Raw genomic sequence first — 13,730 nt, 5'->3', positions numbered from 1 at the left:
CTACGCTGGCGCCCGTGCCCGACCCGCAAGCTCTCCCGTACGAGACCGCGTCCTGGGGGCGCCGCGTGCTCGCGCTCCTCGTCGACTGGCTCGCCTCGCTGCTGGTCGTCAGCATCTTCTACCCCGTCTTCGGTACGACGGGCGGGCCGGGCGGCTTCTACACCCTGCTGGTCTTCGTGGTGGAGTCGGCGGTGTTCACCTGCACCGTGGGCGGATCCTTCGGGAAGATGGCGACCCGGCTGCGCGCGGTCCGCGTCGCCGACGCCGGCCGGGTCGACCCGCTGCGCTCGCTCGGCCGCGCGGTGGCGGTCGCCCTGGTCATCCCGCCGCTGGTGTTCCGCCCGGACCGCCGCGGCCTGCAGGACACGCTCGCCGGCTCGGCGACCGTGACCCTGCAGGTCGCACTGCAGGTCGAGAAGGGCTCTCCCCGGATTTGACGCCGGCGGTTTCGCCGGTTTGGCCACGGGGGACATGCTGGTCGTCAGAGACCTGCTCGCGCTTCCCTCGGAAAGGCCCACCGTGACCCGCTCGCTCACTGCCCGCCGTACCCTCGCCGCCGCCGCGCTGGCCCCACTGCTCGCCTCCGGCCTGGTCGCCTGCGGCAGCGACTCCGGCGGCGACGCCGCCTCCGAGCCGACCAGCCAGGCCGCGGCTGCCGCCGATCTCCAGGAGGGCGACGAGGTCGCCCCCGCGGACTTCGTCCAGACCGTCACCGACGGCCTCGAGGCGAGCACGACCGCGACCATGTCGATGAAGATGAGCGCCGGCTCGGCGGGGGAGATGACCGCCGACGGCCAGATCGACTACACCAAGAGCCCGCCCGAGGTCGCGATGACGATGACCTCCCCCCTGGGCGGTGGCGACATGGAGGTCCGGATGGTCGGCGGCATCATGTACCTCTCGCTCGGCCAGATGACCGAGGGCAAGTTCTGGAGGATCGACCCCGCCGACCCCAACAGCCCACTCGGCCAGATGGGCCTGGGCAGCATGCTCGACCAGTTCGACCCCGCCAAGATGCTGACGTCGATGCAGGACGGCATCTCCCAGGTCGTGTACGCCGGCCAGCAGGACGGCCTCGACCAGTACGACCTCACGATCGACATGAAGCAGATGCTCGACTCGATGGGCGGCGACCTGCCGAAGGGCGCCGAGTCGCAGCTGCCGGCCACCATGACCTACAGCCTGTGGCTCGACGACCAGGGCCGGTTCAGCAAGATGAGCATGGACGAGATGCCGATGGGCGGCATGTCCGGCTCGATGGAGATGACCGTCTCGGGCTGGGGCGAGGACGTCACCATCGAGGCGCCGCCGGCCGACCAGGTCACCAAGATGCCCGACCTGGAGAAGATGATGCAGGGGATGACCAGCGGGTCGGGAAGCGCCTGACCCGCCCCGGTGGTCGAGCCTGTCGAGACCCGTGACTGACGCAGGGCGGTGACCGAGACGGTCACCGCCCTGGTCGTCACCGACCCCGCATGTTCTGCCGCATGCCCTTCATGGACGTCGGCACCGGGCCCTTGGGCAGCGGGATGTTCGACCGGCTGGCGTCCAGGGCCTTGAGCCGGTTGAGGATGTCGGTCATCTCGGCCGGCTTGACCTGGCGGCCGAGCTTGGTGATGTGCTTGACCAGCTTGGGCAGGGGCACCTCGCCCTCGCCGTTCCCGCAGATCACCTCGTGGATCGGGGTGTCGACGGCGACCCGCTCGTGCTTGCGGCGCTCGGTGGCGAGCAGGCTCCTGAGGCGGTGGTGGTTGCCCTCGCCGACCAGGACGATGCCCGGCGGGCCGACCACCCGGTGCACGACGTCCTGCTGCTTGGTGAACCCGATCGCGGGGGAGGACCGCCAGCCGCGGCGCAGCATCCGGAGCGCGGCCGCGGCCGCGCCGGGCTGCCCCTCCATCTGGGCGTACGCCGCCCGCTGGGCCCGCCGGCCGAACACGATCATCGCCAGCAGCACGCCGAGCAGCAGACCGCCGACGATCGAGAGGATCGTGCCGAGGACGCCGCTGGTCAGGAACCAGAAGACCGAGAAGCCGGCCGCGAAGCCGACGACGAAGCAGCCGAGCAGCCAGAGGGGGAGCGCCCGGTCGGAGCGCTTGGCCATCCGGTAGGTCTCGACGAACTGAGCCATCCGACCCATGCTCTCGGGGTCGACGGGTTTGGGTTCCTTCGCCATCTCTCGGACTGCCTCGTTCTACGTGGGTGGGATGGTCAGACGCCCGCGCGGGTGTCCATGGCCTGACGGTACAGGCGTCCCGCGCGGTAGGACGAACGCACCAGCGGGCCGGAGAGCACGCCGGAGAAGCCGATCTCCTCGGCCTCGGCGGCCAGCTCCACGAACTCCTCGGGCTTGACCCACCGCTCGACCGGGTGGTGGCGCACCGAGGGCCGCAGGTACTGGGTGACGGTGACCAGCTCGCACCCCGCGTCGTGCAGATCCTGGAGCGCCTGGGAGACCTCCGCGCGGGTCTCGCCCAGGCCCAGGATCAGGTTGGACTTGGTGACCAGCCCGAAGTCGCGGGCCCGGGTGAGCACGTCCAGGGACCGCTCGTAGCGGAACGCCGGGCGGATCCGCTTGAAGATCCGCGGCACCGTCTCGACGTTGTGCGCGAGCACCTCGGGCCGGGACTCGAACACCTCGGCCAGCAGCTCGGGCCGGCCGTTGAAGTCGGGGATGAGGTTCTCGACACCCGTGTCCGGGTTGAGCTCGTGGATGGCACGCACGGTCTCGGCGTACAGCCAGGCGCCGCCGTCGGGGAGGTCGTCGCGCGCGACGCCGGTGATGGTGGCGTAGCGCAGGCCCATCGTCCGCACCGACTCCGCGACCCGGCGCGGCTCGTCGCGGTCGAGCGGCTGTGGCCTGCCGGTGTCGATCTGGCAGAAGTCGCAGCGCCGGGTGCACTGGTCGCCGCCGATGAGGAACGTCGCCTCGCGGTCCTCCCAGCACTCGAAGATGTTGGGACAGCCCGCCTCCTGGCAGACCGTGTGCAGCCCTTCGGACCTCACCAGGCTCTGGAGGTGTTGGTACTCCGGGCCCATCCTGGCCCGGGTCTTGATCCACTCCGGCTTGCGCTCGATCGGGGTCTCCGCGTTGCGCACCTCGAGCCGGAGCAGCTTGCGTCCTTCGGGGGCAGCCTGCGTCACGTGGACCAACTGTACGCGGGGGAGCCAGCCCGGCCGACCCCGGATCAGGGCACGTCGCGGCGCCGGAACGACGCCGCCGACGCGCCCACCGTGCCGACCAGCGCGACGCCGTAGTAGCCGATGCCGCGCCACGGCGACAGGTCGCGCTGCTCGTCGCACTCGGAGTTCGGCTCGGGCGGCTGCTGCCTCGCGCCGACGTAGCAGGACTCCGGCACGTCGACGTAGTAGGTGGTGCCGTCCTTGACGATCGCGGCGACGTTCTTCTGCGGCTGCCACTGCTCCCCGAGGCCGAGCGTGGCGATCACGATGCCGCCGGCGACCGCGACGCCGAACAGGACGCCGACGGTGGCGACCGTGCTCCGGAACAGCATCGTGAGCGCGTAGCCGCCGAGCGCGGCGGCGGCCGCGAAGCCGGCGCCGCGCAGAGCGAAGAGCAGCGTGTCGGTCAGGCCGCCGTCGGCGACCGGGAGGTCGCGCAGCTGCATGGTGGCCCACATCGCGAGCCAGTACGCCGTGCTGACGACCGTCGCGGCGAGCAGCGCGACGACGGACACCGCGAGGGCCTTGGCGGTCCAGACCCGTCCGCGCCGCGCCTCGAACAGCAACTGGTTGCTCATCGAGCCGCTGTTCCAGTCGTGGCCGGCGAACGTGGTGCCGACCAGGAGCAGGAGGGCGGTGAGCACGGCGACGATGCCCACACCCGGGCCGCTCTCGCGCTCGTTGGCGAGCGTGAGCTGCTCGCGGCCGGTGTACCAGCCGACGATCTGGTTCGTGCACTGCCGCTCACCGGCACTCGGCGGCAGGCCGTAGCGCCGCGGGCGCTCGGTGCAGCGGTCGATCTCGCGGCTGTTCGACTCGATCACCGAGGCAACCTCGCTGTCGGAGACGGGCCGGGTCGACCAGGCCCGCGTGAGACCGATGAGCGCGGGGATCGCGATGCAGAAGAGCAGCAGCAGGAGGATGGCGCGTCGCCAGCGCAGCCGGGTCAGCTCGACCCCGACGAGGCGGATCACCGCTCGACCTCCGCCGGCAACGGGTCCGAGCCCAGCTCGGTCCCGGCGGTCAGCTCCAGGAAGACCGCCTCCAGGTCGCGGCGGACCGGGGTCAGCTCGGTCAGCCAGATGCCGGCGCCGCCGAGGGCCGCGGTGACCGCGGCCGGCCGGTCGGTCTCGACGAGCAGCCCGTCGTGGACCGTGAACCCGGCGTCCGTCAGCACCCGGGCCGCGGTGGCCGGATCCGGGGCGCCGACGCGGTACGCCGTGCTGGCGCCGACGAGCTCGTCGACCGGCCCGGACGCGAGCAGCCGGCCCTGGCCGATGATCGTGGCCGACGTACAGACCTGCTGGACCTCGGCCAGGATGTGCGAGCTGAGCAGCACGGTCACGCCGGACTCGCCCAGGCCGCGGATGGTCTCGCGGATCTCGCGGATGCCGGCCGGGTCGAGGCCGTTGGTCGGCTCGTCGAGGATGAGCAGGTCGGGCTCCTTGAGCAGGGTCGCGGCGATCGCGAGGCGCTGCTTCATGCCGAGGGAGTAGGACTTGTAGCGGTCCTTGTCGCGGCCGGTCAGGCCGACCGTCTCGACCGCGGCGTCCACCTGTGCCGACGAGCCGCCGATCGAGCGGGCCAGCAGGGTGAGGTTCTGGCGGCCGGTGAAGTTGGGGGAGAACTTCGGGCTCTCCACGACCGCGCCCACACGGTCGACGACGTGGGGGAGCCGCTGCGGCACCGGCTCGCCGAAGAGCCGCATGCTCCCGGCGGTGGCCCGGGCGAGCCCGAGCAGCATCCGGATCGTGGTGGTCTTGCCCGAGCCGTTGGGACCGAGGAAGCCGTGCACGCCGCCCGCGGGCACGGCGAGGTCGAGGTCCGCGACGGCCACACGCAGCCCGCGGCGGCCGCGGAACTCCTTGCGCAGACCCGTCGCCTCGATGACGAGGTCGCTCACCCGAGGGACCCTACGGCGTGAGCAGCTCGATCCGGGGACCCCGGGCCGGATCGGGGCGCGCGTCGTAGTCGGGGGTGGCGTCGTACGGCGCCCAGGCGAGGTACTCCGCGAGCCGGTGGCGCACGATCGGCAGCACGTCGGCGACGGTGACGTCGCGGGCCTGCTCGTGGCTCAGCTCGCGGCTCAGCGAGGTGACGCCGGCGTCGGCGATGCCGCAGGGGACGAACCGGTCGTACCACCCGAGGTCCACGTCGCAGTTGAGCGCGAAGCCGTGCATGGCGACGCCGCGGCTGACCCGGATGCCGATCGCGGCGACCTTGCGCTCCGGGCCGTGCTCGTCGGCGCGCAGCCAGACGCCGGAGCGGCCGGGCACGCGCGCGGTCGTGACGCCGAGGTCGGCGCAGACCCGGATCAGCGCCTCCTCGAGCCGGCGCACGTAGTCGACTACGAGCACGTGGTCGGGGAGCGCGACGATCGGGTAGCCGACCAGCTGGCCGGGGCCGTGGAAGGTGATCTTGCCGCCGCGGTCGACGTCGACGACGGCGGCGCCGCCGGGGTCGAGCGGCCGCTCGTGCGGCTCGGTGCGCTTGCCCGCGGTGAAGACCGGCGGGTGCTCCAGGAGCAGCACGGTGTCCGGCTGGTCGCCGTCGGCCACGCGCTCGTGGATCTCGCGCTGGAGGTCCCACGCGACGAGGTAGTCGACGAGTCCGGCCTCCTGGAAGTCCACGCCGTCGAGCCTACTGCGGCCCTGTGGACGAGCGTCGGCGCAGTCCTCGGAACGGGTATCCGGTCACTATGCTGCCCCTGATCCTCACCCTGGCGCTCGCGCCCGTCGCGGTCCTCGACCGGTGGGACGAGCAGCGCGCCGCGGCGTGGGCGACGGGAGACGTCGCGGCGCTGCGGGCGCTCTACACGCCTGGGTCGTCGGCCGGCCGGCGGGACGCGGCGATGCTGCGGGAGTGGTCGGCCCGGGGGCTGCGGGTCGACGGCCTGCGGATGCAGCTGATCGACGTCGACGTCCGCCGGCGTACGCCGGACCGGCTGGTGCTGGCGGTGACCGACCGCCTCGCCGGCGGCGTGGCGGAGCCGGGCGGGCTGGCGCTGCCATGGGACCGGCCGAGTCGGCACGTGGTGACGCTGCGCGTGGTGGCGGGAGAGTGGCGGGTCAGCGCCGTCGCGCCAGCCCCGCCGCGATGACATCGTCGACGCTCCGGTCGCGGAACTCGTAGCCGCTGGCCTCGAGCACCGTCGGGCGCAGGTCGATCGAGCCGAGCGCCTCGGGCGAGAGCGGGCCGGCGCCGAGCCTGATCGCCGGGCTCGGGACGGCGAGGAGCGCCCTGCGGTGCAGCGCGCGGGCGAGCGCGTCGGTGAACTCCCTGTTGGTCGGCGTCTCGGGGCAGCACAGGTTGGCCGGGCCGCTCACGTCGCTCTCAACCAGGTGCGCCGTGCCCTCGATCCAGTCGCGCAGGCTGATCATCGCCATGTGCTGGCGGCCGCTGCCCAGGCGCGCGCCGAGGCCGAGCCGGGTCAGCAGGGCGAGCTGCTTGAGCGGTGCGCCCGCCCGGTCCATGACCGGGGCGGTGCGGAGGAAGCAGACGCGGGCACCGGCCTCGACCGCCGGCGTCGCCGCGTCCTGCCACTCGCGGGTGACCTCGGTGAGCAGGCTGTCGCCGCGGCTGTCGGAGGACTCGGTGACGACCTCGTCGCCGTGGTCGCCGTACCAGGCGATCGCGTTGCCGGCGAGGTACGCCGGCCGCCGCTCGCTGCTCGCCACCGCCTCGGCCAGCACCCGGGTCGTGGTGACCCGGCTCGCGCGCAGGTTGCGCGCCCACGTCCGCGAGTGGGGGTTGCCGACCGTCGGCGTGCCGGCGAGGTTGACGACCACGTCCGCGCGCTCGATCGTGTCGCGGTCGTAGGTGCCGGCGTAGGGGTCCCACGCCGACTCGTGCGCCGAGTGCGCCGGGCGGCGTACCAGCGTGACCACCTGGTGGCCGCGCGCCCGCAGCTCGTCCGAGAGGTGGCTGCCCAGGAACCCCGAGGCTCCCGCGATCACGACGGTCAGCGCCATGGGTCCACCCTGTCACGGCCCGCAAATGCCGAGTCGGCGCAATCTCAGCTGAGACTGCGCCGACTCGGCATCGGATGAGGGGCTCACACTTCGAACTGGCCGGCTTCCAGACGCTGCTTCACGTCCTGCAGGAAGCGGCCCGCGTCGGCGCCGTCGACGAGCTGGTGGTCGTAGGTGAGCGCGAGGTAGACCATGTGGCGCACCGCGATCGTCTCGCCGAGGTTCGGGTCGTCGATCACGACCGGGCGCTTGACCACCGCACCCGGGCCGAGGATCGCGACCTGCGGCTTGTTGATGATCGGGGTGTCCCACAGGGCGCCGACCGAGCCGAGGTTGGTGATCGTGAAGGTGCCGCCCGAGAGCTCGTCCGGCCCGATCCGGTTCGACCGGGTGCGCGCGGCGACGTCGGCGATCTTCTTGGCCAGGCCGGCCACGGACAGGTCGCCCGCGTCCTTGATCACCGGGGTGATCAGGCCCTTCTCGGTGTCCACCGCGAACGCGACGTTCTCGCGGTCGTAGTAGGTGATCTCACCGGCCTCGGTGTCGATCGTCGCGTTCAACGCCGGGTGGCTCTTGAGCGCGTCGATCGCGGCCTTGGCGAAGAACGGCAGGTAGGACAGCTTCACGCCCTCGCGCGCCAGGAAGTCGGCCTTGACCGACTCCCGCAGGCGGGCGATGTTCGTGACGTCGACCTCGACCACCTGGGTGAGCTGGGCCGAGGTCTGCAGCGACTCGACCATCCGGGTCGCGATGATCCTGCGCAGTCGCGAGATCTTCTCGGTGGTGCCCCGCAGCGGCGAGGGTACGGCGGGCGCTGGGGCGGACGGGGCGGCGGCTGCCGCCGGGGCGGCCGCCGCGGGCTGCTGCTTGCGCTGCGCGGCGTCGAGCACGTCCTGCTTGCGGATCCGCCCCCCGACGCCCGTGCCGGTCACGGTCGCCAGGTCGACGTCGTGCTGGGCGGCCAGCTTGCGGACCAGCGGGGTGACGTACCCAGCGCCGTCGCCGCCGGTCGGCTCGCTCTGCTCCTGCGCCGCCGGCTCCTCCTCCTTTGGCTCCGGCTCCGGCTCCGGTTCGGGCTCCGGTTCGGGCTCCGGCTCCGGTTCGGGCTCCGGCTCCGGCTCCGGTTCGGGCTCCGGCTCCGGCTCCGTCTCCGGGGCGGGTGCGGCGTCCGCGTCGCCGATGGTGGCCAGCTCGGCGCCCACCTCGACGGTCTCGTCCTCCTGCACCTTGATCTCGAGCAGCGTGCCCGCGACCGGGGAGGGGATCTCGGTGTCGACCTTGTCGGTGGAGACCTCGAGCAGCGGCTCGTCGACGGCGACCTCGTCGCCGACCGACTTCAGCCAGCGGGTCACCGTGCCCTCGGTCACCGACTCGCCCAGGGCGGGCAGGGTGACCGACGTACTGCCACCGCCGGACGGCTTGGTCTCGGCGGCCGGCTTCTCGGCCTCCTCTGCGGCCGGGGCCGGCTCCTCGGCCTGCTCCTCCTCGGGCTCCGGCTCGGGCTCCTCGGCGGCCTCGGGCTCGGGCTCCGGCTCCCCGGACGACTCGCCCTCGTCGCCGACCAGCGCGAGCACGGCGCCGACCTCGACGGTGTCGTCCTCGTTCGCCTTGATCTCGAGCAGCGTGCCCGCGACCGGGGAGGGGATCTCGGTGTCGACCTTGTCGGTGGAGACCTCGAGCAGCGGCTCGTCGACCGCCACCGAGTCGCCGACCGACTTCAGCCAGCGGGTGACGGTGCCCTCGGTGACGGACTCGCCGAGGGCCGGCAGGGTGACTTCGGTGGCCATGGAGTTCCTTCGCTTCTCGTTCGTCAGGAGTGGGCGTGCAGTGGCTTGCCGGCGAGCGCGAGGTGCGCCTCGCCGAGCGCCTCGTTCTGGGTCGGGTGGGCGTGCACGAGGGGAGCCACGTCCTCGGGGTACCCCTCCCAGTTGTAGATCAGCTGCGCCTCGCCAATCAGCTCGCCGACCCGGTCGCCGACCAGGTGGACGCCGACCACCGGCCCGTCCTTGCGGCGCACGAGCTTCACGAAGCCCTGGGTCTTGAGGATCTGGCTCTTGCCGTTCCCGCCGAGGTCGTAGGTCATGCTCTCGATGCCGTCGGCGCCGTACTCCTCGGCCGCCGCGCTCTCGTTGAGGCCGACCGAGGCGACCTCGGGATGGGAGTAGGTCACCCGCGGGATGCCGGCCTCGTCGACCGGGCGCGGGTCGAGGCCCGCGATGTCCTCGGCGACGAAGATGCCCTGCTGGAAGCCGCGGTGCGCGAGCTGGAGGCCCGGCACGATGTCGCCGACGGCGTACACGCCCTCGAGGTTGGTGCGGCAGCGCTCGTCCGCGAGCACGAAGCCGCGGTCCATCGCGACGCCTTGCTCGTCGTACCCGAGGCCCTCGGTCACCGGGCCGCGGCCGACGGCGACCAGCAGCAGCTCCGCCTCGATGACGGCGCCCCCCTCCACGGTGACGGCGACGCCGCTGTCGGTGGTCTTCACGCTCTGGAACGGCGTGCCCGTGCGGAAGTCGATCCTGCGCTTGCGGAACGCGCGCTCGAGCGCCTTCGACGACGCCTCGTCCTCGACCGCGAGCAGCCGGGGGAGCGCCTCGACGATGGTGACGTCGGCGCCGAAGGAGCGCCACACGCTGGCGAACTCGCAGCCGATCACGCCGCCGCCGAGCACGACGACCGACGCCGGCACGCGGTCGAGCCGGAGCGCCTGCTCGGAGGTGATCACCCGCTCGCCGTCGATGTCGAGGCCCGGCAGGCTGCGGGAGTAGGAGCCGGAGGCCAGCACGACGTGCCGACCGGAGTACGCCGTGCCGTCGACCGTGACCTCCCGCGGGCCGGTGAGCCGGCCGGCGCCCTCGATCACGGTGACGCCGCGGCCCTTGATCAGGCCGGTGAGGCCCTTGAACAGCCGGGACACGACGCCGTCCTTGTAGGCGTTGACGCCGGCCATGTCGATGCCCTCGAGGCTGGCCCGCACGCCGTACTGCTCGGACTCGCGGGTCTGGTCGGCGACCTCCGCGGCGTGCAGCAGCGCCTTGGTCGGGATGCAGCCGACGTGCAGGCAGGTGCCGCCGACCTTGCCCTTCTCCACCAGCCCGACGCTCAGGCCGAGCTGGGCCGCCCGGAGGGCACACGCGTAGCCGCCGGAGCCGGCACCGAGGATGAGTACGTCGAAGTCGGGATCGGCCACGGCCCCATCCTTGCACTTCGCGGCAACGTGTCCACGCCCGACCTCCTACGCCCTGGTAGCCCGGCAGGGCACACTTGTCCCCATGTCGTTCATGGACCGGTTCCGGCGCCGCTCGGGCCCGAGGATGCGGGGTCCCGCGAAGGACGCCTACCGCACCGGCTCGACCCGCGTCCGGGCCGCGGACGCGACCGACGTCGAGCACCTGCAGACCTGGGCGACCGCCCGGCGCGGGGTCGAGGGGTTCGTCGAGCCGCGCACCGCGGTCAGCGACGTGACGCTGCTGCTGGTCGCCCACGACGGCGAGTGGACCCGGCGCCGGGTGCCCTCGGTCGGCTGGGCGCACGACTTCTGCAACCGCCACCAGATCCCGTCGTACGACGCCGCGATCGTCGGCGTCCCGCAGCGGATGCGCGACTACAACCGCCGCAAGAAGCTCGAGGGCGGGCTGTAGCTACTTCTCCGCCGACATCGTCCGCGCGAAGTCGACCAGGGTCGCGACCGCGACGCCGGTGCCGCCCGGGGTGACGTGGCCCCAGGCGCCGCCGGAGTTGAACGACGGGCCGGCGATGTCGAGGTGTGCCCACGGCAGGCCGCCGGTGAACTCCCGCAGGAAGGCCGCCGCGAACAGGCCGCCACCCCAGCGCACCCAGTCGTGCTGGGCGAGGTCGGCGACCTTGCTGCCCTTGATCCGCTCGACCATCTGGTCGGGGATCGGCATCGGCCACATCTCCTCGCCGGCCGTCTCCGCGGCGGCGAGCACGCCCGCGACGACGTCCTCGGAGCCCATCACGCCCGCCACCCGGTCGCCGAGCGCGACCACCATGTGCCCGGTCAGCGTCGCGACGTCGAGCAGCACGTCGGGCTCCTGCTCGGCCGCGCGGACCAGGGCGTCGGCGAGGATCAGCCGGCCCTCGGCGTCGGTGTTCGAGATCTCGACCGTGGTGCCGCCGTACATCGTGAGGACGTCGCCGGGCCGGATCGAGGCGCCGGAGACCATGTTCTCCGCCATCGGCGCGTAGGCGGTGACCCTGACCGGCAGGCCCAGCGTCGCGATCGCGTACGTCGCCTGCACGACCGCGGCCGCGCCGGCCATGTCCGACTTCATGTCGCCCATGCCCTGCGCCGGCTTGATGGTCAGGCCGCCGGAGTCGAACGTGATGCCCTTGCCGACCAGCGCCAGATGCCTCGTCGCGCCCTTCGGGGAGTAGCGCAGCTCGACCAGCCGCGGTGGTGCGGACGAGCCGGCGCCGACGCCGAGGATGCCGCCGCAGCCGAGCCGCTCGAGCTCGGCGTCGTCGAGGACGGTGATCGCGACCTTCGGCGCGCCGCGGCCCCGGGTGAGCTCCTTGGTCGCCGCGGCGACGGTGTCGGCGAACTTCGGCGGGGTGAGGTCGCCCGGCGGGGTGTTCACCCAGTCGCGGGTCGCGGCCACGGCCCGGGTGACCACGCGGGCCTCCTCGAACGCGGTGACGACCTCCTTCCTCCGCGCGGCCGGGCTGAGCACCACCACCTCGCCGGGCGCATCCTTGCCGGACTCCTTCTTGTACGTCGTGAAGGTGTAGGCGCCGAGCTCGTAGCCCTCGGTGACGGCGCGGACCAGCTCGGGCGTCTCCGCCGGCAGCGCGAGCGCCACCGAGGCCGCGTTGGTGACCGAGCGGGCGGCGACGCCCGCGGCCCGCCGTACCGCTCCCGCGTCGGCGGCTCCCTCGTCTGCGGCCTTGCCCAGGCCCACCAGGACGAGCAGCGCGGACGGGATCGTGCCGGACGTCGGGACCTTGACCGCCTCGCCGGCCTTGCCGGTCACGCCGAGGGCGGAGAGCAGCGGCCGGAGCCTGCGGCCGTAGGCCTTGCCCACGTCGGCGCCGCCGTCGGCGAGCTCGGGGCCATCCGAGGTCTGCAGCACCCCGACGACGACGGCGTCGCATCGGGTCTTGGCGGGGCTGGCGCTGCGCAGGGTGTACGAGGTCACCGGGGCAGGATAGACGTCCGCCGCTGAGGTAGGTTCGCGGCCATGTCGGACCTGCTCCAGTCACCCCTCCACGATCGGCACGGGGCGCTCGGCGCCAAGTTCGCGGAGTTCGGCGGCTGGTCGATGCCGATCGAGTACGCCGCCGGTGTGGTCAGGGAGCACACCGCGGTCCGCGAGGCGGTCGGCGTCTTCGACGTCAGCCACCTCGGCAAGGCGGTGGTCGAGGGGCCGGGCGCGGCCGACTTCGTCAACCGCACGCTGACCAACGACCTCGGCCGGATCGGCCCGGGCCGGGCGCAGTACACGCTGTGCTGCGACGACGCGACCGGCGGCGTGGTCGACGACCTGATCGCCTACCTGTACGCCGACGACCGGGTGTTCCTCATCCCGAACGCCGCCAACACCGCCGAGGTGGTGCGCCGGCTCCGGGCGGTGGCGCCCGAGGATGTCGAGGTCGCCGACCGGCACCGCGATCTGTTCGTGATCGCGGTGCAGGGGCCGAGGTCCGACGAGGTGCTCGACGCGGTCGGGCTACCGGTCGGCCACGACTACATGTCGTTCGCGGAGGCTCCCTTCGAGGGCGAGACCGTCACCGTCTGCCGCACCGGCTACACCGGCGAGCGCGGCTACGAGCTGGTCGGCCCGAACGCCGTCGCCGGCCCGCTCTGGGACGCGCTCCTCGCGGCCGGCGAGCGGTACGGCGTACTCCCGTGCGGCCTGGGCGCGCGCGACACGCTGCGCACCGAGATGGGCTATCCGCTGCACGGGCAGGACATCTCCCTCGACGTCACGCCGAACCAGGCGCGGCTCGGCTGGGCGGTCGGCTGGTCGAAGGATGCCTTCTGGGGCCGCGACGTGCTCGCCGCCGAGCGGGCCGCGGGGCCGGAGCGGGTGCTGCGCGGCATCGTCGCCACCGGGCGCGGCATCCCGCGCCCGCACATGAGCGTGAGCCTGACCCCGGACGTGCCGCTCGGCGAGGTCACCTCCGGCACGTTCTCGCCGACGCTGCGTACGGGCATCGGCCTCGCGCTGGTGTCGTCGTCGGTCGACCCGGAGGCGGAGGTCGGCGTCGACATCCGGGGCCGGCGGGAGATCTTCCGGCTCACGAAGCCGCCGTTCCTCGACCCCTCCGTCCGGGAGTCCTGACATGAACCTGCCCGACCAGCCGACCTTCCGTCCGCCCTCGGCCGCCGAGCGCCCGTGGTGGTGGCGCCTGGAGGACTCCGCCGGCGCCGAGGTGTCGGTCGCGGGCGACCTCGCGGACCAGCGCTTCGCGTCGCAGGCCGACGCCGAGTCGTGGGTCGGCGAGACCTGGTCCGACCTCGCGGCCGAGGGTGTCGACGGCGTCACGCTCTTCGAGGGGGAGCGCCAGGTCTACGGCCCGATGTCGCTGCACGCCTGACCTGGAGGACCGCCG

At 73.0% G+C, this 13,730-nt stretch carries 15 protein-coding genes; 6 read left to right on the top strand and 9 right to left on the bottom strand.

Translation table 11 applies throughout. From position 1 onward, the window contains the following. Positions 1-14: 14 nt before the first annotated feature. Positions 15-437, top strand: coding sequence for an RDD family protein (locus ACYVKX_RS00905; protein WP_460828612.1), 423 nt, complete (start codon positions 15-17; stop codon positions 435-437). A 34-nt stretch (positions 438-471) separates the two neighbouring features. Continuing rightward, on the top strand, positions 472-1,386 hold the full coding sequence (locus tag ACYVKX_RS00900; RefSeq protein WP_460828611.1) for a hypothetical protein: 915 nt from the start codon (positions 472-474) through the stop codon (positions 1,384-1,386). Positions 1,387-1,462: 76 nt separating this feature from the next. Here ACYVKX_RS00900 and ACYVKX_RS00895 read toward each other — a convergent pair whose 3' ends face one another. From ACYVKX_RS00895 to lipB, 5 genes are read right to left on the bottom strand one after another with little or no spacing between them, the layout of a single operon-like run. Then, the gene (locus ACYVKX_RS00895; RefSeq protein ID WP_460828610.1) at positions 1,463-2,176 is read right to left on the bottom strand and encodes a DUF4191 domain-containing protein; all 714 of its coding nucleotides are present in this window, start codon (positions 2,174-2,176) and stop codon (positions 1,463-1,465) included. Positions 2,177-2,211: 35 nt separating this feature from the next. Beyond that, positions 2,212-3,144 carry a lipoyl synthase gene (lipA, locus tag ACYVKX_RS00890; RefSeq protein ID WP_460828609.1) on the bottom strand — a complete coding sequence of 311 codons (933 nt, stop codon included), beginning with the start codon at positions 3,142-3,144 and terminating at the stop codon, positions 2,212-2,214. Between the two features lie 44 nt (positions 3,145-3,188). Then, on the bottom strand, positions 3,189-4,157 hold the full coding sequence (locus ACYVKX_RS00885) for a hypothetical protein (RefSeq protein WP_460828608.1): 969 nt from the start codon (positions 4,155-4,157) through the stop codon (positions 3,189-3,191). Beyond that, on the bottom strand, positions 4,154-5,086 hold the full coding sequence (locus tag ACYVKX_RS00880) for an ABC transporter ATP-binding protein (protein WP_460828607.1): 933 nt from the start codon (positions 5,084-5,086) through the stop codon (positions 4,154-4,156). Before ACYVKX_RS00880 ends, ACYVKX_RS00885 begins: the two co-directional genes overlap by 4 nt. 10 nt (positions 5,087-5,096) lie before the next feature. Next, entirely contained in the window at positions 5,097-5,813 is a 717-nt protein-coding gene (lipB, locus tag ACYVKX_RS00875; RefSeq protein ID WP_460828606.1) for a lipoyl(octanoyl) transferase LipB, read from the bottom strand. A 68-nt stretch (positions 5,814-5,881) separates the two neighbouring features. Here lipB and ACYVKX_RS00870 point away from each other — a divergent pair, with 68 nt between their 5' ends. After that, complete coding sequence (locus tag ACYVKX_RS00870) at positions 5,882-6,283, top strand: Tim44 domain-containing protein (RefSeq protein ID WP_460828605.1); 402 nt, start codon at positions 5,882-5,884, stop codon at positions 6,281-6,283. Here ACYVKX_RS00870 and ACYVKX_RS00865 read toward each other — a convergent pair. From ACYVKX_RS00865 to lpdA, 3 genes are all read right to left on the bottom strand, one after another. Further along, complete coding sequence (locus ACYVKX_RS00865) at positions 6,252-7,154, bottom strand: TIGR01777 family oxidoreductase (RefSeq protein ID WP_460828604.1); 903 nt, start codon at positions 7,152-7,154, stop codon at positions 6,252-6,254. The two genes, ACYVKX_RS00870 and ACYVKX_RS00865, sit on opposite strands and share 32 nt — an antisense overlap. 83 nt (positions 7,155-7,237) lie before the next feature. Beyond that, positions 7,238-8,941 (bottom strand): 2-oxoglutarate dehydrogenase, E2 component, dihydrolipoamide succinyltransferase, encoded by a 1,704-nt coding sequence (sucB, locus tag ACYVKX_RS00860; protein ID WP_460828603.1) that lies wholly within the window; start codon positions 8,939-8,941, stop codon positions 7,238-7,240. 23 nt (positions 8,942-8,964) lie between these two features. Continuing rightward, the gene (gene lpdA / locus ACYVKX_RS00855; RefSeq protein ID WP_460828602.1) at positions 8,965-10,344 is read right to left on the bottom strand and encodes a dihydrolipoyl dehydrogenase; all 1,380 of its coding nucleotides are present in this window, start codon (positions 10,342-10,344) and stop codon (positions 8,965-8,967) included. Between the two features lie 82 nt (positions 10,345-10,426). Between lpdA and ACYVKX_RS00850 the strand changes: the two genes are divergently transcribed. Further along, positions 10,427-10,795, top strand: coding sequence for a hypothetical protein (locus ACYVKX_RS00850; protein ID WP_460828601.1), 369 nt, complete (start codon positions 10,427-10,429; stop codon positions 10,793-10,795). On the opposite strand, the gene ACYVKX_RS00845 is transcribed toward ACYVKX_RS00850, so the two are convergent. Continuing rightward, positions 10,796-12,313 (bottom strand): leucyl aminopeptidase, encoded by a 1,518-nt coding sequence (locus ACYVKX_RS00845; RefSeq protein WP_460828600.1) that lies wholly within the window; start codon positions 12,311-12,313, stop codon positions 10,796-10,798. A gap of 42 nt (positions 12,314-12,355) precedes the next feature. Between ACYVKX_RS00845 and gcvT the strand changes: the two genes are divergently transcribed. Further along, the gene (gene gcvT, locus ACYVKX_RS00840) at positions 12,356-13,459 is read left to right on the top strand and encodes a glycine cleavage system aminomethyltransferase GcvT (protein ID WP_460828598.1); all 1,104 of its coding nucleotides are present in this window, start codon (positions 12,356-12,358) and stop codon (positions 13,457-13,459) included. 1 nt (position 13,460) lies between these two features. Then, complete coding sequence (locus ACYVKX_RS00835; RefSeq protein WP_460828597.1) at positions 13,461-13,715, top strand: hypothetical protein; 255 nt, start codon at positions 13,461-13,463, stop codon at positions 13,713-13,715. The last annotated feature ends 15 nt before the right edge of the window (positions 13,716-13,730 follow it).

The organism is Nocardioides hungaricus (assembly GCF_054782915.1).
This window is presented reverse-complemented; position numbering and strand designations above follow the sequence as displayed.

What these genes read in the sequence shown, in the direction of transcription:
- ACYVKX_RS00900 (WP_460828611.1), top strand. Translation starts at nt 472, where the DNA reads ATGCTGGTCGTCAGAGACCTGCTCGCGCTTCCCTCGGAAAGGCCCACC.
- ACYVKX_RS00895 (WP_460828610.1), bottom strand. Translation starts at nt 2,176, where the DNA reads ATGGCGAAGGAACCCAAACCCGTCGACCCCGAGAGCATGGGTCGGATG.
- ACYVKX_RS00870 (WP_460828605.1), top strand. Translation starts at nt 5,882, where the DNA reads ATGCTGCCCCTGATCCTCACCCTGGCGCTCGCGCCCGTCGCGGTCCTC.
- ACYVKX_RS00865 (WP_460828604.1), bottom strand. Translation starts at nt 7,154, where the DNA reads ATGGCGCTGACCGTCGTGATCGCGGGAGCCTCGGGGTTCCTGGGCAGC.
- sucB (WP_460828603.1), bottom strand. Translation starts at nt 8,941, where the DNA reads ATGGCCACCGAAGTCACCCTGCCGGCCCTCGGCGAGTCCGTCACCGAG.
- ACYVKX_RS00850 (WP_460828601.1), top strand. Translation starts at nt 10,427, where the DNA reads ATGTCGTTCATGGACCGGTTCCGGCGCCGCTCGGGCCCGAGGATGCGG.
- gcvT (WP_460828598.1), top strand. Translation starts at nt 12,356, where the DNA reads ATGTCGGACCTGCTCCAGTCACCCCTCCACGATCGGCACGGGGCGCTC.
- ACYVKX_RS00835 (WP_460828597.1), top strand. Translation starts at nt 13,461, where the DNA reads ATGAACCTGCCCGACCAGCCGACCTTCCGTCCGCCCTCGGCCGCCGAG.